12 protein-coding genes and 1 pseudogene are annotated in these 17,831 nt (G+C 58.3%); 8 read left to right on the forward strand and 5 right to left on the reverse strand.

The genetic code is table 11. The features are described 5' to 3' along the window. Positions 1–4 precede the first annotated feature (4 nt). The 5 genes from aroK to ACA061_RS01955 all read left to right on the forward strand — a co-directional run bounded on the left by aroK (position 5) and on the right by ACA061_RS01955 (position 9,631). A complete protein-coding gene (gene aroK, locus ACA061_RS01935; RefSeq protein ID WP_210554317.1) occupies positions 5–523 on the forward strand; it encodes a shikimate kinase AroK in 519 nt (172 codons plus the stop codon). 151 nt (positions 524–674) lie between these two features. Continuing rightward, positions 675–1,775 (forward strand): 3-dehydroquinate synthase, encoded by a 1,101-nt coding sequence (aroB, locus tag ACA061_RS01940; protein ID WP_497300461.1) that lies wholly within the window; start codon positions 675–677, stop codon positions 1,773–1,775. Between the two features lie 10 nt (positions 1,776–1,785). Next, a complete protein-coding gene (locus tag ACA061_RS01945) occupies positions 1,786–3,384 on the forward strand; it encodes an AAA family ATPase (RefSeq protein WP_497300462.1) in 1,599 nt (532 codons plus the stop codon). A gap of 349 nt (positions 3,385–3,733) precedes the next feature. Continuing rightward, on the forward strand, positions 3,734–8,179 hold the full coding sequence (gene gltB, locus ACA061_RS01950; protein WP_150617495.1) for a glutamate synthase large subunit: 4,446 nt from the start codon (positions 3,734–3,736) through the stop codon (positions 8,177–8,179). 33 nt (positions 8,180–8,212) lie between these two features. Then, positions 8,213–9,631, forward strand: coding sequence for an FAD-dependent oxidoreductase (locus ACA061_RS01955; protein ID WP_150617496.1), 1,419 nt, complete (start codon positions 8,213–8,215; stop codon positions 9,629–9,631). A 182-nt stretch (positions 9,632–9,813) separates the two neighbouring features. Here ACA061_RS01955 and ACA061_RS01960 read toward each other — a convergent pair whose 3' ends face one another. Then, positions 9,814–10,710, reverse strand: coding sequence for a trypsin-like serine peptidase (locus ACA061_RS01960; RefSeq protein ID WP_497300463.1), 897 nt, complete (start codon positions 10,708–10,710; stop codon positions 9,814–9,816). Between the two features lie 199 nt (positions 10,711–10,909). Here ACA061_RS01960 and ACA061_RS01965 point away from each other — a divergent pair. Both ACA061_RS01965 and hemE read left to right on the forward strand, forming a co-directional pair. Next, positions 10,910–11,075 (forward strand): annotated as a pseudogene (locus ACA061_RS01965) (glutamate synthase small subunit); the annotation flags it as partial. A 151-nt stretch (positions 11,076–11,226) separates the two neighbouring features. Continuing rightward, entirely contained in the window at positions 11,227–12,294 is a 1,068-nt protein-coding gene (hemE, locus tag ACA061_RS01970) for a uroporphyrinogen decarboxylase (protein WP_497300464.1), read from the forward strand. Positions 12,295–12,437: 143 nt separating this feature from the next. On the opposite strand, the gene ACA061_RS01975 is transcribed toward hemE, so the two are convergent. Beyond that, a complete protein-coding gene (locus ACA061_RS01975) occupies positions 12,438–13,712 on the reverse strand; it encodes an MFS transporter (RefSeq protein ID WP_210554314.1) in 1,275 nt (424 codons plus the stop codon). A gap of 118 nt (positions 13,713–13,830) precedes the next feature. Between ACA061_RS01975 and ACA061_RS01980 the strand changes: the two genes are divergently transcribed. Further along, complete coding sequence (locus ACA061_RS01980) at positions 13,831–14,733, forward strand: LysR family transcriptional regulator (protein ID WP_150604847.1); 903 nt, start codon at positions 13,831–13,833, stop codon at positions 14,731–14,733. A gap of 93 nt (positions 14,734–14,826) precedes the next feature. Here ACA061_RS01980 and ACA061_RS01985 read toward each other — a convergent pair whose 3' ends face one another. The 3 genes from ACA061_RS01985 to ACA061_RS01995 form a co-directional block, all read right to left on the reverse strand. After that, a complete protein-coding gene (locus tag ACA061_RS01985; RefSeq protein WP_497300465.1) occupies positions 14,827–15,264 on the reverse strand; it encodes an excinuclease in 438 nt (145 codons plus the stop codon). A gap of 300 nt (positions 15,265–15,564) precedes the next feature. Beyond that, a complete protein-coding gene (locus tag ACA061_RS01990) occupies positions 15,565–17,154 on the reverse strand; it encodes a hypothetical protein (RefSeq protein WP_497300466.1) in 1,590 nt (529 codons plus the stop codon). Between the two features lie 224 nt (positions 17,155–17,378). After that, positions 17,379–17,822 (reverse strand): excinuclease, encoded by a 444-nt coding sequence (locus ACA061_RS01995; protein WP_150604850.1) that lies wholly within the window; start codon positions 17,820–17,822, stop codon positions 17,379–17,381. Positions 17,823–17,831: the final 9 nt, after the last annotated feature.

The following is a 17,831-nucleotide window of genomic DNA, read 5'->3' on the forward strand; positions in this document are numbered from 1 at the left end:
TTCTGTGCGAAATTTGATTCTTGTAGGTCCGATGGGTGCTGGCAAAAGCACCATCGGCCGATTATTGGCCAAAGAGCTGCGCCTGCCGTTCAAAGATTCCGACAAGGAAATTGAACTGCGCACGGGCGCCAATATCCCGTGGATCTTCGACAAGGAAGGCGAGCCGGGCTTTCGTGACCGCGAGCAGGCGATGATCGCCGAGCTATGCGAGTTCGACGGCGTGGTGTTGGCGACCGGTGGGGGCGCGGTCATGCGCGACGCCAATCGCAAGGCCCTGCATGACGGCGGGCGCGTGGTGTATCTGCACGCCTCCGTCGAACAGCAGGTCGGCCGCACTTCCCGTGATCGCAATCGACCATTGCTGCGCACTGCCGATCCGGCGAAAACCCTGCGTGACCTGCTCGCGATCCGTGATCCGCTCTATCGGGAAATTGCCGATTTGGTGGTGGAAACCGACGAACGGCCGCCGCGCATGGTAGTGCTCGACATTCTCGACCGTCTGGCGCAGCTTCCTCCCCGTTAAAGCATCGCCCGAAATGCGCTATCCTCGGCGTCCTGTCACAGCCCGCCAAGGTTGTGGCGGATGGCGTGCCGGCGGCGTCATACCCGCTACAGGCCGCAGTAACCAATAATTCAGGGCAGGACGCCTGCTTCCATCTTCACTGTGGGGACACATGCAGACACTCAAGGTCGATCTAGGCGAGCGCAGCTACCCGATTCATATTGGCGAAGGTTTGTTGGATCAGCCCGAGTTGCTGGCTCCGCATATCCACGGGCGTCAGGTGGCAATCATCTCCAATGAGACCGTTGCGCCGCTCTATCTCGAACGTCTGACGCGCAGCCTGGCGCAGTTCTCGGTTATTTCCGTGGTGTTGCCGGACGGCGAAGCCTTCAAGAACTGGGAAACCCTGCAACTGATTTTCGACGGTTTGCTGACCGCCCGTCATGACCGCCGTACCACCGTGATCGCCCTTGGCGGCGGTGTGATCGGCGACATGGCCGGTTTCGCCGCTGCCTGCTACCAACGCGGCGTCGATTTCATCCAGATCCCCACCACCTTGCTGTCCCAGGTCGATTCGTCGGTGGGCGGCAAAACCGGGATCAACCATCCGCAGGGCAAGAACATGGTCGGCGCGTTCTACCAGCCGAACGTGGTGCTGATCGATACGACGTCCCTGAAAACCCTTCCACCACGCGAGCTGTCGGCGGGTCTGGCTGAGGTCATCAAGTACGGTCTGATCTGCGACGAGCCGTTCCTCGGCTGGCTCGAAGACAACGTCGACGCCTTGCGCGCGCTGGATCAAACAGCCCTGACTTACGCCATCGAGCGCTCCTGCGCAGCCAAGGCTGCAGTAGTCGGCGCCGATGAGAAGGAAACCGGCGTACGCGCCACGCTCAACCTCGGCCACACCTTCGGCCACGCCATCGAGACCCACATGGGCTATGGTGTCTGGTTGCATGGTGAGGCGGTGGCGGCTGGCACCGTGATGGCGCTGGAGATGTCTGCGCGTCTGGGCTGGATCAGCGAGCAGGAGCGCGATCGCGGCATTCGTCTGTTTCAGCGGGCCGGCCTGCCAGTGATTCCGCCGTCTGAAATGAGCGAAGCCGATTTTCTTGAACACATGGCAATCGACAAAAAAGTGATCGACGGTCGTCTGCGCCTGGTGCTGCTGCGCCGGATGGGCGAAGCGGTAGTGACCGACGATTATCCGAAAGAGGTTCTACAGGCCACGCTGGGAGCGGATTACCGCGCCCTGGCTCAGCTTAAAGGTTAATAAGATTCCGATGACTAGTTTGCATGCCGACGAGGCGTTCCTCGGCCATTTCCAGTTAAGCCACGACCCCTTCGCGCCGCGCGTTCCGGGCTTCAAATTCTTTCCGGCCCAGCGCAAACCGGTGCTCGGCCAACTGCATCACCTGGCGCGTTACAGCCAGTTGCTGCTGGTGGTCACTGGCCCGCAGGGCAGCGGCAAGACTTTGCTGCGTCAGGCGCTGGTCGCCAGCACCAACAAGCAATCGGTGCAGAGCGTTGTGGTTTCCGCGCGCGGTGCCGGCGATGCCGCTGGCGTACTGCGTCAGGTGGCGCAGGCGCTGAACGTGGCTCAGGCCGAAGTCGGCGCGATTCTGGATCAGGTGGTGCAGTTGGCACTCACCGGCCAGGAAGTCTATTTGCTGGTGGACGACGCCGAGCAGCTCGACGAATCCGCCCTCGAAGCGCTGATGGCGCTGGGTGCCGGCGCGCCGGAAGGTCGCCCGCATGTGTTCCTGTTCGGTGAGTCGTCGCTGATCGCTCAGCTTGAGGCTTTGCACCTCGAAGAAGAGCGTTTCCACGTCATCGAATTGCAGCCTTACACCGAAGAAGAGACCCGCGAATATCTCGACCAACGGCTCGAAGGTGCGGGCCGGGGTGTCGAACTTTTCACCGCGGATCAGATCTCTGATATTCACGAAAGCTCCGAGGGTTGGCCTGGCAACATCAACCAGGTCGCTCGCGATGCACTGATCGAAGTCATGATTGCCAGCCGCTCTGCGGTCAAGCGTCCAAGTATGGGGTTCAACATGCCGAAGAAACACGTATTGGCGATTTCCGCCGTCGTTGTGGTCGCGGTCGCCGCCGCCTGGCTGATGCCGGGTCGCAACAAGGCGCCAACCACCGGCGCACCCGCCAACGAACAGGCACAACTGCCATTGGGTCAGGGCGCAGCCAATGGCGGCGCGCCGAATGTCGAATTCGCCGGTAATACCCAGCCGATGCCATTGCCGCTGGTTGGCAACTCGCAACCGGTCATGCGCGGCCCGCTGGCCGAAGCTGCTGGCGGTATCACCGAAGGCGACGACGGTGTGCCACTGGAAGGCTCCAGCGACACGCCGCCAACCGTGACCACCTCGGCGCCTCCTGCGGGCGTTCCGGCCGGTCCGGCACCAACCCCGGCTCCGGTCCCAGCAGTCAAGCCGGCGCCGACGCCGGCACCGACCCAGATCGCTACCGCCAAGCCTGCTCCGGCAGCGCCAGCGGCCAAACCTGCTCCAGCGCCAGCCAAGCCAGTTGCCGCCGCCAAACCCGCCGAGAAGCCGGTTACCGTGGCCAAAGCCGCGGGTGGCAGCTGGTACGCCGGGCAGCCGACGAGCAACTACGTGGTGCAGATCCTCGGCACCAGCTCCGAGACGGCTGCGCAAAGCTTCGTCAAGGAGCAGGGCGGCGAGTACCGTTATTTCAAGAAAGTCCTCAATGGCAAGCCGCTCTACGTGATCACCTACGGCAACTTTGCCAATCGTGATGCGGCTGTTTCTGCCATCAAGGCCTTGCCAGCGAAGGTTCAGGCTGGTAAACCTTGGCCTCGCACTGTCGCCAGCGTCCAACAGGAACTGGCAACAACTCGCTGAAGATTCGGCGGCCTTACCCAGGCCGCCTCTCCAAGCACCTCAAAATTTCTACATGTGCGCGCTTCCTTCCAGGTCGCGTGCCTTGTGGTGTCTGCGTCACAGTAGTCTTTGAGTCGTTGCAGTCAAAATTAAAAAAGTTTTGACTAGCACAGCAGATCGCTTTAAACCTTTCACAAATGCGACATGAATTTGCGACAGTTCGTCGTCAAATTTGTGAGCCTCTGTGTCGCTGTGTACAATGACCACCCTTTTGCCCCCGCCAAGCCGGCGTACGTTCGGCGCGGATCGCAAGTGGTTGAATTGAAAAGAAATTTGCCTCGAAAAGAGGCAGCCTGGTGAGAAAGTGTCTATGAAAGCAGGTCTGTACCAACCAGATGAATTCAAGGATAACTGCGGTTTCGGCCTGATAGCCCATATGCAGGGCGAGCCCAGTCATACCCTTTTGCAAACGGCCATCGAGGCCCTGACCTGCATGACCCACCGCGGTGGGATTAATGCCGACGGCAAGACCGGTGACGGTTGCGGTCTGCTGATTCAAAAGCCTGACGCCTTTCTGCGCGCTATTGCTCAGGAAACCTTCAGCGTCGAGTTGCCCAAGCAATATGCCGTGGGCATGGTCTTCTTCAACCAGGATTCGGCCAAGGCCGAAGCCGCTCGCGAGAACATGAACCGCGAGATCCTCGCCGAAGGCCTGCAACTGATCGGCTGGCGCAAAGTGCCAATCGATACCAGCGTCCTCGGCCGCCTGGCCCTTGAACGCCTGCCGCAAATCGAGCAGGTGTACATCGGCGGCGAAGGCCTGAGCGATCAGGACATGGCGGTCAAGCTGTTCAGCGCCCGTCGCCGTTCGTCGGTGACCAACGCTGTCGACAGCGATCACTACATCTGCAGCTTTTCGCACAAGACCATCATCTATAAAGGCCTGATGATGCCGGCCGATCTGGCCGCGTTTTATCCGGACCTGAGTGACGAGCGCCTGCAGACCGCGATCTGCGTGTTCCACCAGCGCTTCTCCACCAACACCCTGCCGAAATGGCCGCTGGCTCAGCCATTCCGCTTCCTCGCCCACAACGGCGAGATCAACACCATCACCGGTAACCGTAACTGGGCTCAGGCCCGTCGGACCAAGTTCACCAATGATCTGATGGATCTGGAAGAACTCGGCCCGCTGGTTAACCGCGTGGGTTCCGACTCTTCGAGCATGGACAACATGCTTGAGCTGATGGTCACCGGCGGCATCGACCTGTTCCGTGGCGTGCGGATGATCATTCCGCCTGCGTGGCAGAACGTCGAAACCATGGACCCGGATCTGCGTGCGTTCTACGAGTACAACTCGATGCACATGGAGCCGTGGGACGGCCCGGCCGGCGTGGTAATGACCGATGGTCGTTACGCGGTGTGCCTGCTCGACCGTAACGGTCTGCGCCCGGCGCGCTGGGTTACCACCACCAACGGTTTCATCACCGTTGCGTCGGAAATCGGCGTCTGGAACTACCAGCCCGAAGACGTGATCGCCAAGGGCCGTGTCGGCCCGGGCCAGATCCTTGCCGTGGATACCGAAACCGGGCAGATCCTCGACACCGATGCGATCGACAACCGTCTCAAATCCCGTCATCCGTACAAGCAATGGCTGCGCAAGAATGCCCTGCGCATTCAGGCGACCATGGAAGACAACGACCACGGTTCGGCTTTCTACGACGTCGATCAGCTCAAGCAATACATGAAGATGTATCAGGTCACGTTCGAAGAGCGCGATCAGGTACTGCGTCCGCTCGGCGAGCAAGGCTACGAAGCCGTTGGCTCGATGGGCGACGATACGCCGATGGCCGTGCTGTCCCAGCGCGTGCGCACGCCGTACGACTATTTCCGCCAGCAGTTCGCGCAGGTCACCAACCCGCCGATCGACCCGCTGCGTGAAGCGATCGTGATGTCGCTGGAAATCTGCCTCGGTGCCGAGCGCAACATTTTCCAGGAGTCGCCGGAACACGCCTCGCGCGTGATCCTCAGCTCGCCGGTCATTTCCCCGGCCAAGTGGCGTTCGCTGATGAACCTCGATCGCCCGGGTTTCGAGCGGCAGATCATCGACCTCAATTACGACGAAAGCGTCGGCCTCGAAGCGGCGATCCGCAACGTCGCCGATCAGGCTGAAGAAGCCGTGCGCGCCGGTCGTACCCAGATCGTTCTGAGCGACCGTCATATCGCGCCGGGCAAACTGCCAATCCACGCTTCGCTGGCGACCGGTGCGGTGCACCATCGTCTGACCGAAAAAGGCCTGCGTTGCGACTCCAACATCCTCGTTGAAACCGCTACCGCGCGTGATCCGCATCACTTCGCCGTGCTGATCGGTTTCGGTGCCTCGGCGGTCTATCCGTTCCTGGCTTACGAAGTGCTGGGTGACCTGATCCGTACCGGTGAAGTGCTGGGCGACCTCTACGAGGTGTTCAAGAACTACCGCAAAGGCATCACCAAAGGCCTGCTCAAGATTCTGTCGAAGATGGGTATCTCGACCATCGCTTCGTACCGTGGTGCGCAGTTGTTCGAGGCCATTGGCCTGTCCGAAGAAGTGTGCGACCTGAGCTTCCGTGGCGTGCCGAGCCGCATCAAGGGTGCGCGTTTCGTCGACATCGAAGCCGAGCAGAAAGCCCTCGCTGCCGAAGCCTGGAGCCCGCGCAAGCCGATCCAGCAGGGCGGTCTGCTGAAGTTCGTCCACGGTGGCGAATATCACGCGTACAACCCGGACGTGGTCAACACCCTGCAAGCCGCTGTGCAGCAGGGCGACTACAGCAAGTTCAAGGAATACACCGCGCTGGTGGACAACCGTCCGGTGTCGATGATTCGTGACCTGCTCAAGGTCAAGACCCTCGACACGCCGTTGGACATCAGTGAAATCGAGCCGCTGGAATCGGTGCTCAAGCGCTTCGACTCTGCCGGTATTTCGCTGGGCGCTCTGTCGCCGGAAGCTCACGAAGCCTTGGCCGAAGCCATGAACCGCCTTGGTGCGCGTTCCAACTCCGGCGAAGGCGGCGAAGATCCGGCGCGCTACGGCACCATCAAGAGCTCGAAAATCAAGCAGGTCGCAACTGGCCGTTTCGGCGTGACGCCGGAATACCTGGTCAATGCCGAAGTGCTGCAGATCAAGGTTGCCCAAGGCGCCAAGCCGGGTGAGGGTGGTCAACTGCCAGGTGGCAAGGTCAACGGGCTGATCGCCAAGCTGCGTTATGCAGTGCCGGGCGTGACCCTGATTTCGCCACCGCCGCACCACGACATTTATTCCATCGAGGACTTGTCGCAGCTGATTTTCGACCTGAAACAGGTCAATCCGAAGGCGCTGGTCTCGGTGAAACTGGTGGCTGAAGCAGGCGTCGGCACCATCGCTGCCGGTGTGGCCAAGGCCTACGCGGACTTGATCACCATTTCCGGCTACGACGGTGGTACCGGTGCTTCGCCGCTGACCTCGATCAAATACGCCGGCGCACCATGGGAACTCGGCCTGGCCGAAACCCACCAGACTCTGCGCGGCAACGACCTGCGCGGCAAAGTCCGGGTGCAGACCGACGGTGGCCTGAAAACCGGCCTCGACGTGATCAAGGCAGCGATCCTCGGTGCCGAAAGCTTCGGCTTCGGCACCGCGCCAATGATCGCGCTGGGCTGCAAATACCTGCGCATCTGCCACCTGAACAACTGCGCCACCGGCGTTGCCACTCAGAACGAGAAGCTGCGCAAGGATCACTACATCGGCACCGTCGACATGGTGGTGAATTTCTTCACCTACGTCGCCGAAGAAACCCGTGAGTGGCTGGCCAAGCTCGGCGTGCGTTCCCTCGAAGAGCTGATCGGCCGCACCGATCTGCTGGAAATCCTCGAAGGCCAGACCGCCAAGCAACATCACCTGGATCTGACTCCGCTGCTGGGCAGCGATCACATCCCGGCGGACAAGCCGCAGTTCTGCCAGGTTGAGCGCAACCCGCCATTCGACCAAGGCCTGCTGGCCGAGAAAATGGTTGATTTGGCGACGTCGGCCATCAACGACCTCAGCGGTGCCGAGTTCGACCTGGACATCTGCAACTGCGACCGTTCGATCGGCGCGCGGATCTCCGGCGAAATCGCCCGCAAGCACGGCAACCAAGGCATGGCCAAAGCGCCGATCACCTTCCGCTTCAAAGGGACGGCCGGTCAGAGCTTCGGCGTGTGGAACGCCGGCGGTCTGAACATGTACCTGGAAGGCGACGCCAACGACTACGTCGGCAAAGGCATGACCGGTGGCAAGCTGACCATCGTGCCGCCCAAGGGCAGCGTTTATAAGACTCAGAACAGCGCCATCATCGGCAACACCTGCCTGTACGGCGCCACTGGCGGCAAGCTGTTCGCCGCTGGCACCGCAGGTGAGCGTTTCGCCGTGCGTAACTCCGGTGCCCACACGGTTGTGGAAGGCACTGGCGATCACTGCTGCGAGTACATGACCGGTGGTTTTGTCTGCGTGTTGGGCAAGACCGGTTACAACTTCGGCTCTGGCATGACTGGTGGTTTCGCCTATGTGCTTGACCAGGACAACAGCTTCGTTGACCGGGTCAACCACGAACTGGTGGAAATCCAGCGGATCAGTGGTGAGGCGATGGAATCCTATCGCAGCCACCTGCAAAACGTGCTGAACGAGTACGTCGCGGAAACCGACAGCGAGTGGGGTCGTGAACTCGCCGAAAACCTCGATGACTACCTGCGCCGTTTCTGGCTGGTCAAGCCTAAGGCTGCCAACCTGAAATCGTTGCTTTCCAGCACTCGTGCCAACCCGCAGTGATATGCGCCTGAAGAGTTTGATGAGGTTTTAACAATGGCTGAACGTCTGAATAACGACTTCCAGTTCATCGATGTCGGGCGCAAAGATCCGAAGAAGAAACTGTTGCGTCAACGCAAGAAAGAGTTCGTCGAGATCTACGAACCGTTCAAACCCCAGCAGTCGGCCGATCAGGCCCACCGCTGCCTGGGTTGCGGCAACCCGTATTGCGAGTGGAAGTGCCCGGTGCACAACTTCATTCCCAATTGGCTGAAGCTGGTGGCCGAAGGCAACATCCTTCAGGCTGCCGAGCTGTCGCACCAGACCAACACCCTGCCGGAAGTGTGTGGCCGGGTGTGCCCGCAGGATCGTCTGTGCGAGGGTGCCTGCACCCTCAACGACGGCTTCGGTGCGGTGACCATCGGTTCGGTCGAGAAGTACATCACCGACACCGCTTTCGCCATGGGCTGGCGCCCGGACATGTCCAAGGTCAAACCGACCGGCAAACGTGTCGCGATCATCGGTGCTGGCCCGGCAGGTCTGGGCTGTGCCGACGTGCTGGTGCGTGGCGGCGTGACCCCGGTGGTGTTCGACAAGAACCCGGAAATCGGTGGTCTGCTGACCTTCGGTATCCCCGAGTTCAAGCTGGAAAAGAGCGTGCTGAGCAATCGTCGCGAAGTCTTCACCGGCATGGGCATCGAGTTCCGTCTCAACACCGAAGTCGGCACAGACGTGACCATGGAGCAACTGCTCGCCGAATACGATGCCGTGTTCATGGGCATGGGCACCTACACCTACATGAAGGGCGGTTTTGCCGGTGAGGACCTGCCGGGCGTTTATGACGCGCTGGACTTCCTGATCGCCAACGTCAATCGCAACCTGGGCTTTGAAAAGTCGCCGGAAGATTTCGTCGACATGAAAGGCAAGAAGGTTGTGGTGCTCGGTGGTGGTGACACGGCGATGGACTGCAATCGCACCTCGATCCGCCAGGGTGCCAAGTCGGTAACCTGCGCTTATCGTCGTGACGAAGCGAACATGCCCGGCTCGCGCAAAGAGGTGAAGAACGCCAAGGAAGAAGGCGTGAAATTCCTCTACAACCGCCAGCCGATCGCCATCGTCGGCGAAGACAGGGTCGAAGGCGTGAAAGTGGTCGAGACCCGTCTCGGCGAACCGGACGCCCGTGGCCGTCGCAGCCCCGAGCCGATCCCGGGCTCCGAAGAGATCATTCCGGCCGACGCCGTGGTCATCGCCTTCGGTTTCCGTCCAAGCCCGGCGCCATGGTTCGAACAGTTCGAGATCCAGACCGACAGCCAGGGCCGTGTAGTTGCGCCTGAGCAAGGTCAGTACAAGCACCAGACCAGCAACCCGAAAATCTTTGCGGGTGGCGACATGGTGCGCGGCTCCGACCTGGTCGTGACGGCAATCTTCGAAGGCCGTAATGCGGCTGAAGGGATTCTGGATTACCTGGGCGTCTAAACCCCAGTCCGAAACTGCACCGCAACTCCTGTGGGAGCTGGCTTGCCAGCTCCCACAATGTTTTATGGTGTTGTAAAAATACGAGCGCTAACGGAGCGGTTGTGTGCTGGTGATCGCTGCGCGACTTTCGAGTTGTGCGGCGATTCATTCACGCCATGTCAAAAGAGTTTTTGCCTGATTTGTTACTTGCACGGATTACTCTGGCTAACGGTCTGAAAAAGGTTCCAAAGCTCCATACCAAACACTGGAGAACTGAGATGGTTAGCTGATCCGCCATGGGTGGAACCCACGACCTGGTTCGTGTTCATGTCAACCCATGCTCCACCACTGGAACCTCCGAAGAGAAAGTTTGGAGTTATTTGGTGCATGCTGCCGTTTGGCATCATAAAACCATTGAAAGCTTTGAGTGATAGCCCTTGGTAACCAACCACCGTTACAGGTAGTTGGGACGCGTTAATTCTTAATCCCATCCACCCCGTAATCGAATTGCTAACTCTTAAGAAAGCGTAGTCCAGTTGACCTCCTGGACTACCAACATAGGAAGAGGAGGTTGATGAACAACTGGGCAGGAAATAGTAAAGTTTACCTGTGCTTGGGAAGCTTTGTTCAAAGCGCAGGTTTTTATACCATTCTCCCGTTGCTTTATCTCTAACGCAGTGAGCGGCAGTAAGTACGACGTTCTGGTTTACAAATTGACCGCTGCATTTGGAGCGTCCTGAGGGGCCATCAAAATACAGTATGCCAAGCTGTGTGAAAGGGTGTCTGTCGCGGTTTGGGCTGTAAAGATTTTTAGCCTCTCCTTGTTCCCTGATATCTGGATTGTAAGGTGGTTGCAAATCAACAGCGGGAGAGCTCTTTTGTACTAAGTCTGCGCTTTTTTCACGTTGCTGTTCTACGGGTTGGGCTAGCGGTTCGTAAATAGGCAAAGGCATTGGTGTAGCGGTTTTCATTTCCTCCTCAGTCCATGTATGTGTGGTATCGGGCTTGGCATGATCAAATTTTGAATCGCTGGCGTCTGCAGCAGATGCAACGGACATGTACATTAAAATTAGCGAAAAAGCTGAGTATAAATTTTTCATCTTCTAATTCCTTTTATAGATTTCTTTCTCAGAGAGGACTTAAATTTCATCCTGGTGTCGTTTTATATTGGTAACAACTGTAAAGGTTGACAGGTATAACGAGTTTTAAATAAGAACTAGAATGAAAGTTTTTCGTACCGCAGGCCCTAAACGTCATTTTTATCGTGTTCGATGCCGTGATATAAAAAGCTGTGGGAGTGGGGTTGTCTTGCACCCCTCCAGATTCCATCAGTACAAGCAACAGAGCAGCCATATGAAAATCTTGCTGGGTGGCGACATGTTGCGCGGTAACCGATCTGGTGGTGACGGAGATCTTCGAAGGCTGCAATGCGGCTGAAGGGATTCTGGATTACCTGGGCGTCTAAACAAACAACGCAATACCCTGTCGTTTCGGGGTGCTGCAAAATCTGCATTCCAACGCAATAAATTGACCCGATAGACAAAAGGCTGACCTGCATCCGTGCCTTTTCCCTCGCGCTCTGAGAAAATGCCCGCACTTTTTTTCCGGATGCCGACATGACTGCCCTGAAGAACGACCGTTTCCTGCGCGCCCTGCTCAAGCAACCCGTAGACACCACCCCCGTGTGGATGATGCGTCAGGCCGGCCGCTACCTGCCGGAATACCGCGCCAGCCGTGCCCACGCCGGTGACTTCATGAGCCTGTGCATGAATCCGGAGTTCGCTTGCGAAGTCACCATGCAACCGCTCGACCGCTATCCACAACTGGACGCGGCGATCCTGTTTTCCGACATCCTCACCATCCCCGATGCCATGGGTCAGGGCCTGTACTTCGAGACCGGTGAAGGTCCGCGCTTCAAGAAAGTCGTCAGTACCCTGGCTGACATTGAAGCCCTGCCGATCCCTGATCCGCACAAAGACCTCGGCTACGTGATGGACGCGGTCAGCACCATCCGTCGCGAACTGAATGGCCGTGTGCCGTTGATCGGCTTCTCTGGCAGCCCGTGGACCCTGGCGACGTACATGGTTGAAGGCGGCTCGTCGAAAGACTTCCGCAAGACCAAAGCCATGCTCTACGACAATCCGCAAGCCATGCACCTGCTGCTGGATAAGCTGGCGCAGTCGGTGACCTCGTACCTCAACGGCCAGATCATGGCCGGCGCGCAAGCGGTGCAGATCTTCGACACGTGGGGCGGCAATCTGTCGGCGGCGGCGTATCAGGAATTCTCGCTGGCCTACATGAAGAAAATCGTCAGCGGTTTGATCCGCGAAAACGACGGTCGCAAGGTGCCGGTGATCCTGTTCACCAAGAACGGCGGCCTGTGGCTGGAAAGCATCGCCGAGGCTGGTGCCGATGCACTGGGCCTGGACTGGACCTGCGATATCGGCAACGCCCGCGCCCGTGTCGGCGACAAGGTTGCGCTGCAAGGCAACATGGACCCGACCGTGCTTTATGCAAAACCGGAAGCCATCCGCACCGAAGTCGGACGCATTCTGGCCAGCTACGGCAAGGGCAGCGGCCACGTGTTCAACCTCGGCCACGGCATCACCCCGGAAGTCGACCCGGAACACGCCGGCGCCTTCCTGCGCGCGGTGCATGAGTTGTCGGCGCAGTATCACGAGTGATCGATACGCAATAAAAAACGCCCGGCAAATGCCGGGCGTTTTTTAAATCAAAAGATCGCAGCCTGCGGCAGCTCCTACATTGGATTTCGTTTTCCTGTAGGAGCTGCCGAAGGGTCGGGCCGCGATCGGACGATCTTTTGCTTTTAAGCTTTCACACCACCCAATGGCGGCAACTTCGCCAGCTTCAACGCTATTAACAGCGCCACCAGCAACAGCGCGCCAATAAACAGCCCAATCCCGTTCCACCCACCCAAATGCCAGAACACCCCGCCCGCTGTGCCTGCGATACTCGACCCGGCGTAATAACTGAACAGATACAGAGACGACGCTTGCCCCTTGGCCTTGATCGCCCGACGGCCGATCCAACTGCTCGCCACCGAATGTGCGGCGAAGAAGCCGAAGGTGAAAATCAACATGCCGACGATCACCAGCAGCAGCGAGGTGAACATCGTCAGCGCGAGGCCGACGAACATCAGCGCGATAGTTGCCCACAACACTTTGCGTCGCCCCAGTTTGTCCGCCAGCGAGCCGATCTTCGCCGAGCTGTAAATACCCGACAGGTACACCACCGAGAGCAAACCGACGAACACCTGATCAAGGTTGTACGGTGCAGCCAGCAAGCGATAACCGATGTAGTTGAACAGCGTGACAAACGCGCCCATCAGTACGAACGCTTCAAGAAACAACAGCGGCAGACCGGCATCGCGAAAGTGCATGGTGAAACCGTCGAGCAAGCTGCGCGGATGCAGCGAGCGTGAGCGGAAGTTGCGCGACTCCGGCAGGATCTTCCAGAACACCGCTGCTGCAATCATCGCCAGACCGCCAATCACCAGCATCGCCGTGTGCCAACTGACAAAGTCGATCAACACGCCGGTAATCAGGCGTCCGCTCATCCCGCCAATCGCGTTGCCGCCGATGTACAACCCCATGGCCAGACCGATGTGTTGCGGATGAATTTCTTCACTGAGATAGGTCATCGCTACCGCCGCCAGGCCGCTCAACGACAAACCGATCAGCGCGCGCATGATCAGCACGCCCTGCCAGCTCGGCATCATCGCACTGGCCATGGTGCACAGCGCTGCCGCGAACAGCGCGGCAACCATGACCGGTTTACGCCCGATCCGGTCGGAAATCGGCCCGGTGATCAGCAAGCCAATGGCGAGCATGCCGGTGGCCACCGATAGAATCAGGCTGCTCTGCGCCGCGTTGATTCCGTATTCATGAGACAGCAACGGCATCATCGGCTGCACGCAATACAGCAGCGCAAACGTCGCGAACCCGCCGCTGAACAGCGCCAGCACCGTGCGCATGAACATCGGCGTGCCTTTTTCGATGTAGATTTCCTGCAGTTCGGCGACGACATCGTCCGACGCTGCGGGCGGGACTTCATGGGCAAGGGGCGCGACAGCAGTTTTCACTTCAGACCTCGGAGAGCACGGCCAGGCAGGCAATGAAAAAATCATATAGCTGGCTAATGTTTCTATCCAATATATTGTTCGACCTGTTTGATAGCTTTAACGACCTAATGGGGTTTCCATGGAATTGCGTCACCTGCGCTACTTCATCGCCGTCGCCGAAGAACTGCATTTCGGCCGCGCCGCACAGGTGCTGGGCATCTCCCAGCCACCGCTGAGCCAGCAGATTCAGGCGCTGGAGCAAGAGGTCGGTGCACGTCTGTTTGAACGGACCAATCGTCGGGTCGAGTTGAGTGAGGCCGGTAGATTGTTTCTGGAAGAGGCGCGGCTGGTGCTGGCGCAAGTCGACAAAGCGGCGGATGTCGCCCGCCGTGCGCAACTTGGTGAGCTCGGGGAACTGAAGATCGGCTTCACCTCGTCGGCGCCATTCAACTCGACCATTCCGCAGGCGATCTTTTCATTTCGTCAGCGTTTTCCGGCGGTGCATCTGCATTTGCGCGAGATGAGCAGCACCCAAGTGGCCGAAGCGCTGGTCGACGAATCAATTGAAGTCGGCATCATGCGCCCGCTAGGTTTGCCGGATTCGTTGAGCGTGGTCGAGTTGATGCGTGAACCGCTGGTGGCCGTGCTCAGTTCCAAGCATCCGCTGGCGCAGGGCAGCGAGGACGGGTTGTTTCTCTCGGCGCTGGCGCTGGAGCCTTTCGTGTTCTTCCCGCGCAGTTATGGCAGTGGTCTCTATGCACAATTACTCAGCCTGGCGCGCGACGCCGGCTTCAGTCCGCACTTTGCCCAAGAGGCTGGCGAAGCCATGACCATCATCGGTCTGGTGGCGGCGGGGTTGGGCGTGTCGGTGTTGCCGGCGTCCTACCAGCGGATGCGCATCGACGGCGTGGTCTACCGGCCGCTGCTCGATCCGGCAGCGGTATCGGCAGTGTGGCTGGTGCAGCGCAAGGATCAGAAATCACCGATGGCCAAGGCGTTTGTCGAACTGCTCACAAGTAAGGTCGAGCCTCTGAAAACCTGAAGTCAAAAGATCGCAGCCTTCGGCAGCTCCTACAGGGAAAAGGCATTCCAAATGTAGGAGCTGCCGAAGGCTGTGATCTTTTGATCTTGCCCTTCAAGGCAACCGCACCAAATCCCCCTTCAACGCCACCCGCGTTACAAAAATCCCCGCTCGACACTCGTAAGTATTCAAATCCTTGCGCACATGCTGGTCGTAATAACTGACGATATTGGTCACCGCATTTGCCCCGACCCGCTTGGCTTCGGCCTGCAACTTGATCAGGTTCGACTGCAACACCCACTCGCATGAGAACTGATCACTTTTGTTGAACCCGTTGGTGCTCAGATCACTGACCACGCCCCGTCTTAGCAACTGTTGAGTCCCCTGCGGTCCATTGCCAACCAGATAAAACTTCACACTGCCATCCAGCCGCCCGGCGCGAAGTGCGTCCGACAACACCGTCTCGAATGGCATGTACATCAGATTGGTCGCGTGGCTGGCACTGGGCAGCAGGCAGAAGAGCGTGGCGGCGATCAGGGCTTTCACTTGCATGGTCATCTCCTTGACGGTGGAAGAGAGCAGCGAGTGTTTGATCGATTGGGGCTCGCCGTTCTGGCAGGCGCGATGTGTCAGCCTGCCGGGACGAGTGTAGATGCTGAAAATGCGAAGGGCGCCGAATGACCCTCGCCACGATGCTTGTCAGACTCGATGAGCGTTCTGGACTATACATCTCAGAGGCATTGCCTACAGACGTGAAATTGTTCCTCGCAAACGAAACAAACGCCTTGGACAAGCCAGAGCGTTTGTCGCGCTATCCAATGGGTTTCACGCCCGACTTCCTGTCTTGCGCCTTCAGATCTCAGGCGCATCCACGCGCACGATAATTACCGAGTCCGGGCGATTCGGGGCGATATTGGTCACGCCTTTCAACCAGACCAGGTTGTTTGCTGAGCGGGCGGTTTCAATCGCGTGCAGGGCCTCTGGGCCAATTGATTGTTCGGTAAACGCTTTGGTGTTGTGGTGGATTTGATGACGTGTGCCTAGGGATCGATGCAGGTTCATGCAGAACACAAACTCATGTTCTTTGCGTTGGAACACCAGTGCTGGATAAATGTTGGTTCCGGTTGGTTTGAAGACGGTGTATCCATTGCGCGTCAACAGCATGTACATGGCGTGCTTGAGATCAACGGCTGTCTGAGTTGATGAAAAAAAACGCCAATATTGCGGGAGATCTTCCGCATCAAACTCCAGTCTCTCTAACGGCGCCTGTTTGTCGAGAAAGTCCAACTTCAATACGCGTTTATACTTTGATCCGGGCTCCAGATGCGTTATCGGAAGCATGAGAAGTGGATCCATCATCTCCGGTCGTGGCGCCGGCCGTGAGGTTTTCCAGTCATTGAATGTTTGTCGCAGAGTTGTCAGCCCGGCGCCGGTCGCGATATCCCCGCCGTTGGCGAGTTCAAACTGTTTCCTGGCAACCTTACGCACGGAGGAAGTTGTCAGGTGCCGGAAGTAAGTGGCGACATAGTCGGTAAGCGGGCCGTTAAAAGGAAGTGTCGGATCGATCTCCCAGCGCTGCGTCGACGGAATCTGAATGGCGCCTCGAGGTTGTTGCTGGATGTGGTCCGACAGGATTTTATTCAGTGAGTCAAAGTCGTAACTCAAATGTGCAGGGTTTTTGACATAAACAATCGGCGGAGGCGGAAATTCACCATGGGGCAGGATTTCGTAGCGTAGACCGTCAACGGTTATATGGTTCAGGGAGAAACGTTCAGGACTGAGTTTCCAGCTTTTCCAAGGCATGGCAATGGATGTATCCGGAACCGGTGGCGCAGGATTCTCAGTTGTGCTTTCTTCATCGATCCCGCGCATGCGTTTGGCTGGGACGGCATCATCAGGCTCTTTATCTGGTAGTTCGCGGCGCGAAACAATCAGTTCTGAATTCCCGGTCTCAGCGTCGTCGGTCGGGAGCCGGCGCCATGCGAGAGAGTCTTCCACGCGTTCCAGTCGCGCCCCGAGGGTCAGCACCGACGGCAGACGCGCCCTTAAATTGCCTTGTGCATCCGTATCCACGCGTACCGTCCAGCCGTCGACGAGATCGACATATTGGCGCCCTCTGTCAGTTGTTCGAATCGCACTTACCGGATCCGGATCGGGTAAACGTTCTGCCAGACTTGGCGGCAGATAATAATCGCTGAGTGGACGCTCGACAGTGGTTTGGCTGATGGTTGTGTCAGCAGGGAGTTCGAAGACCTGAATGGTGGATAGTTGGGAGTCAAGCGAGGATGGAGGCTGCGCAGTCATCTGTCGCAGTTCGATATTACTGGTGTCGAGCAAACTGCGTAGAGTCAGCGTGCCATCGTCGGTAGGGCTGTAACGAGTGGGTTGGTCAGTTTCCGGCCTGTCGGAAGTTATCACTTTTTTCAGCGGCTTCTTGCCCATGTTATTGCTCCATTGATCAGCTCGAGTTATTGGGTATACCTGAGCGAATGGAACGCTCAGGGAGCTTTGAGTTTTCCTCATATCAATGGTTGCTGGGCGGTAACTATGTATCGCTGGTTATTGCCCCGACGGGAATGCGACGCAGCTTGTCTTATTGACCCTGAGAAGGGCACTGCTGCGCAGTCCATCGGGGATAAATCCCCTCACCACAATGCAAAGACGTCTTACTGCACCTTCGCCAGATCACCCTTCAACGCAACGCCCGCCATGATCGCGCCGGCGTGGCATTCGTAGGTCTGCGGGTCCTTGCGCTCGTTGCTCTTGTAGAAGCTGACGATGTTGGTCACGGCGTTGGCGCCGGCGCTTTTCGCGGCCTGGTGCAGGCTGATGATGGCCGATTGTGCGACCCACTCGCAGGCGACTTCGTCGGACTTGTTGAAGGCGTTGGTTTTCTTGTTGGTCACGGCGCCAGGGCTGACGACGGTGACTTTGCCGGCCGGTGTGTTGCCTGCCAGGTAAAACTTCACGCTGCCATCGATTTTGCCTGAGCGGGTCGCTTCGGCGACGGCTTTGTCGAACGGCAGGTAAACCGCCGTGTCACGGGCCTGGCTGACGGCCGGCAGAGCGCAGAGCATAAAGGTGAACGCAGCGAGTTTCTTGAAGTGCATGGAGGTCTC

The organism is Pseudomonas sp. LBUM1668, assembly GCF_059695715.1.

Bases quoted from the DNA above. Each gene is read 5' to 3' on its own strand.
- aroB (WP_497300461.1), top strand. From the start codon at position 675: ATGCAGACACTCAAGGTCGATCTAGGCGAGCGCAGCTACCCGATTCAT.
- ACA061_RS01945 (WP_497300462.1), top strand. From the start codon at position 1,786: ATGACTAGTTTGCATGCCGACGAGGCGTTCCTCGGCCATTTCCAGTTA.
- gltB (WP_150617495.1), top strand. From the start codon at position 3,734: ATGAAAGCAGGTCTGTACCAACCAGATGAATTCAAGGATAACTGCGGT.
- ACA061_RS01955 (WP_150617496.1), top strand. From the start codon at position 8,213: ATGGCTGAACGTCTGAATAACGACTTCCAGTTCATCGATGTCGGGCGC.
- ACA061_RS01960 (WP_497300463.1), bottom strand. From the start codon at position 10,710: ATGAAAAATTTATACTCAGCTTTTTCGCTAATTTTAATGTACATGTCC.
- hemE (WP_497300464.1), top strand. From the start codon at position 11,227: ATGACTGCCCTGAAGAACGACCGTTTCCTGCGCGCCCTGCTCAAGCAA.
- ACA061_RS01980 (WP_150604847.1), top strand. From the start codon at position 13,831: ATGGAATTGCGTCACCTGCGCTACTTCATCGCCGTCGCCGAAGAACTG.
- ACA061_RS01985 (WP_497300465.1), bottom strand. From the start codon at position 15,264: ATGCAAGTGAAAGCCCTGATCGCCGCCACGCTCTTCTGCCTGCTGCCC.
- ACA061_RS01990 (WP_497300466.1), bottom strand. From the start codon at position 17,154: ATGGGCAAGAAGCCGCTGAAAAAAGTGATAACTTCCGACAGGCCGGAA.
- ACA061_RS01995 (WP_150604850.1), bottom strand. From the start codon at position 17,822: ATGCACTTCAAGAAACTCGCTGCGTTCACCTTTATGCTCTGCGCTCTG.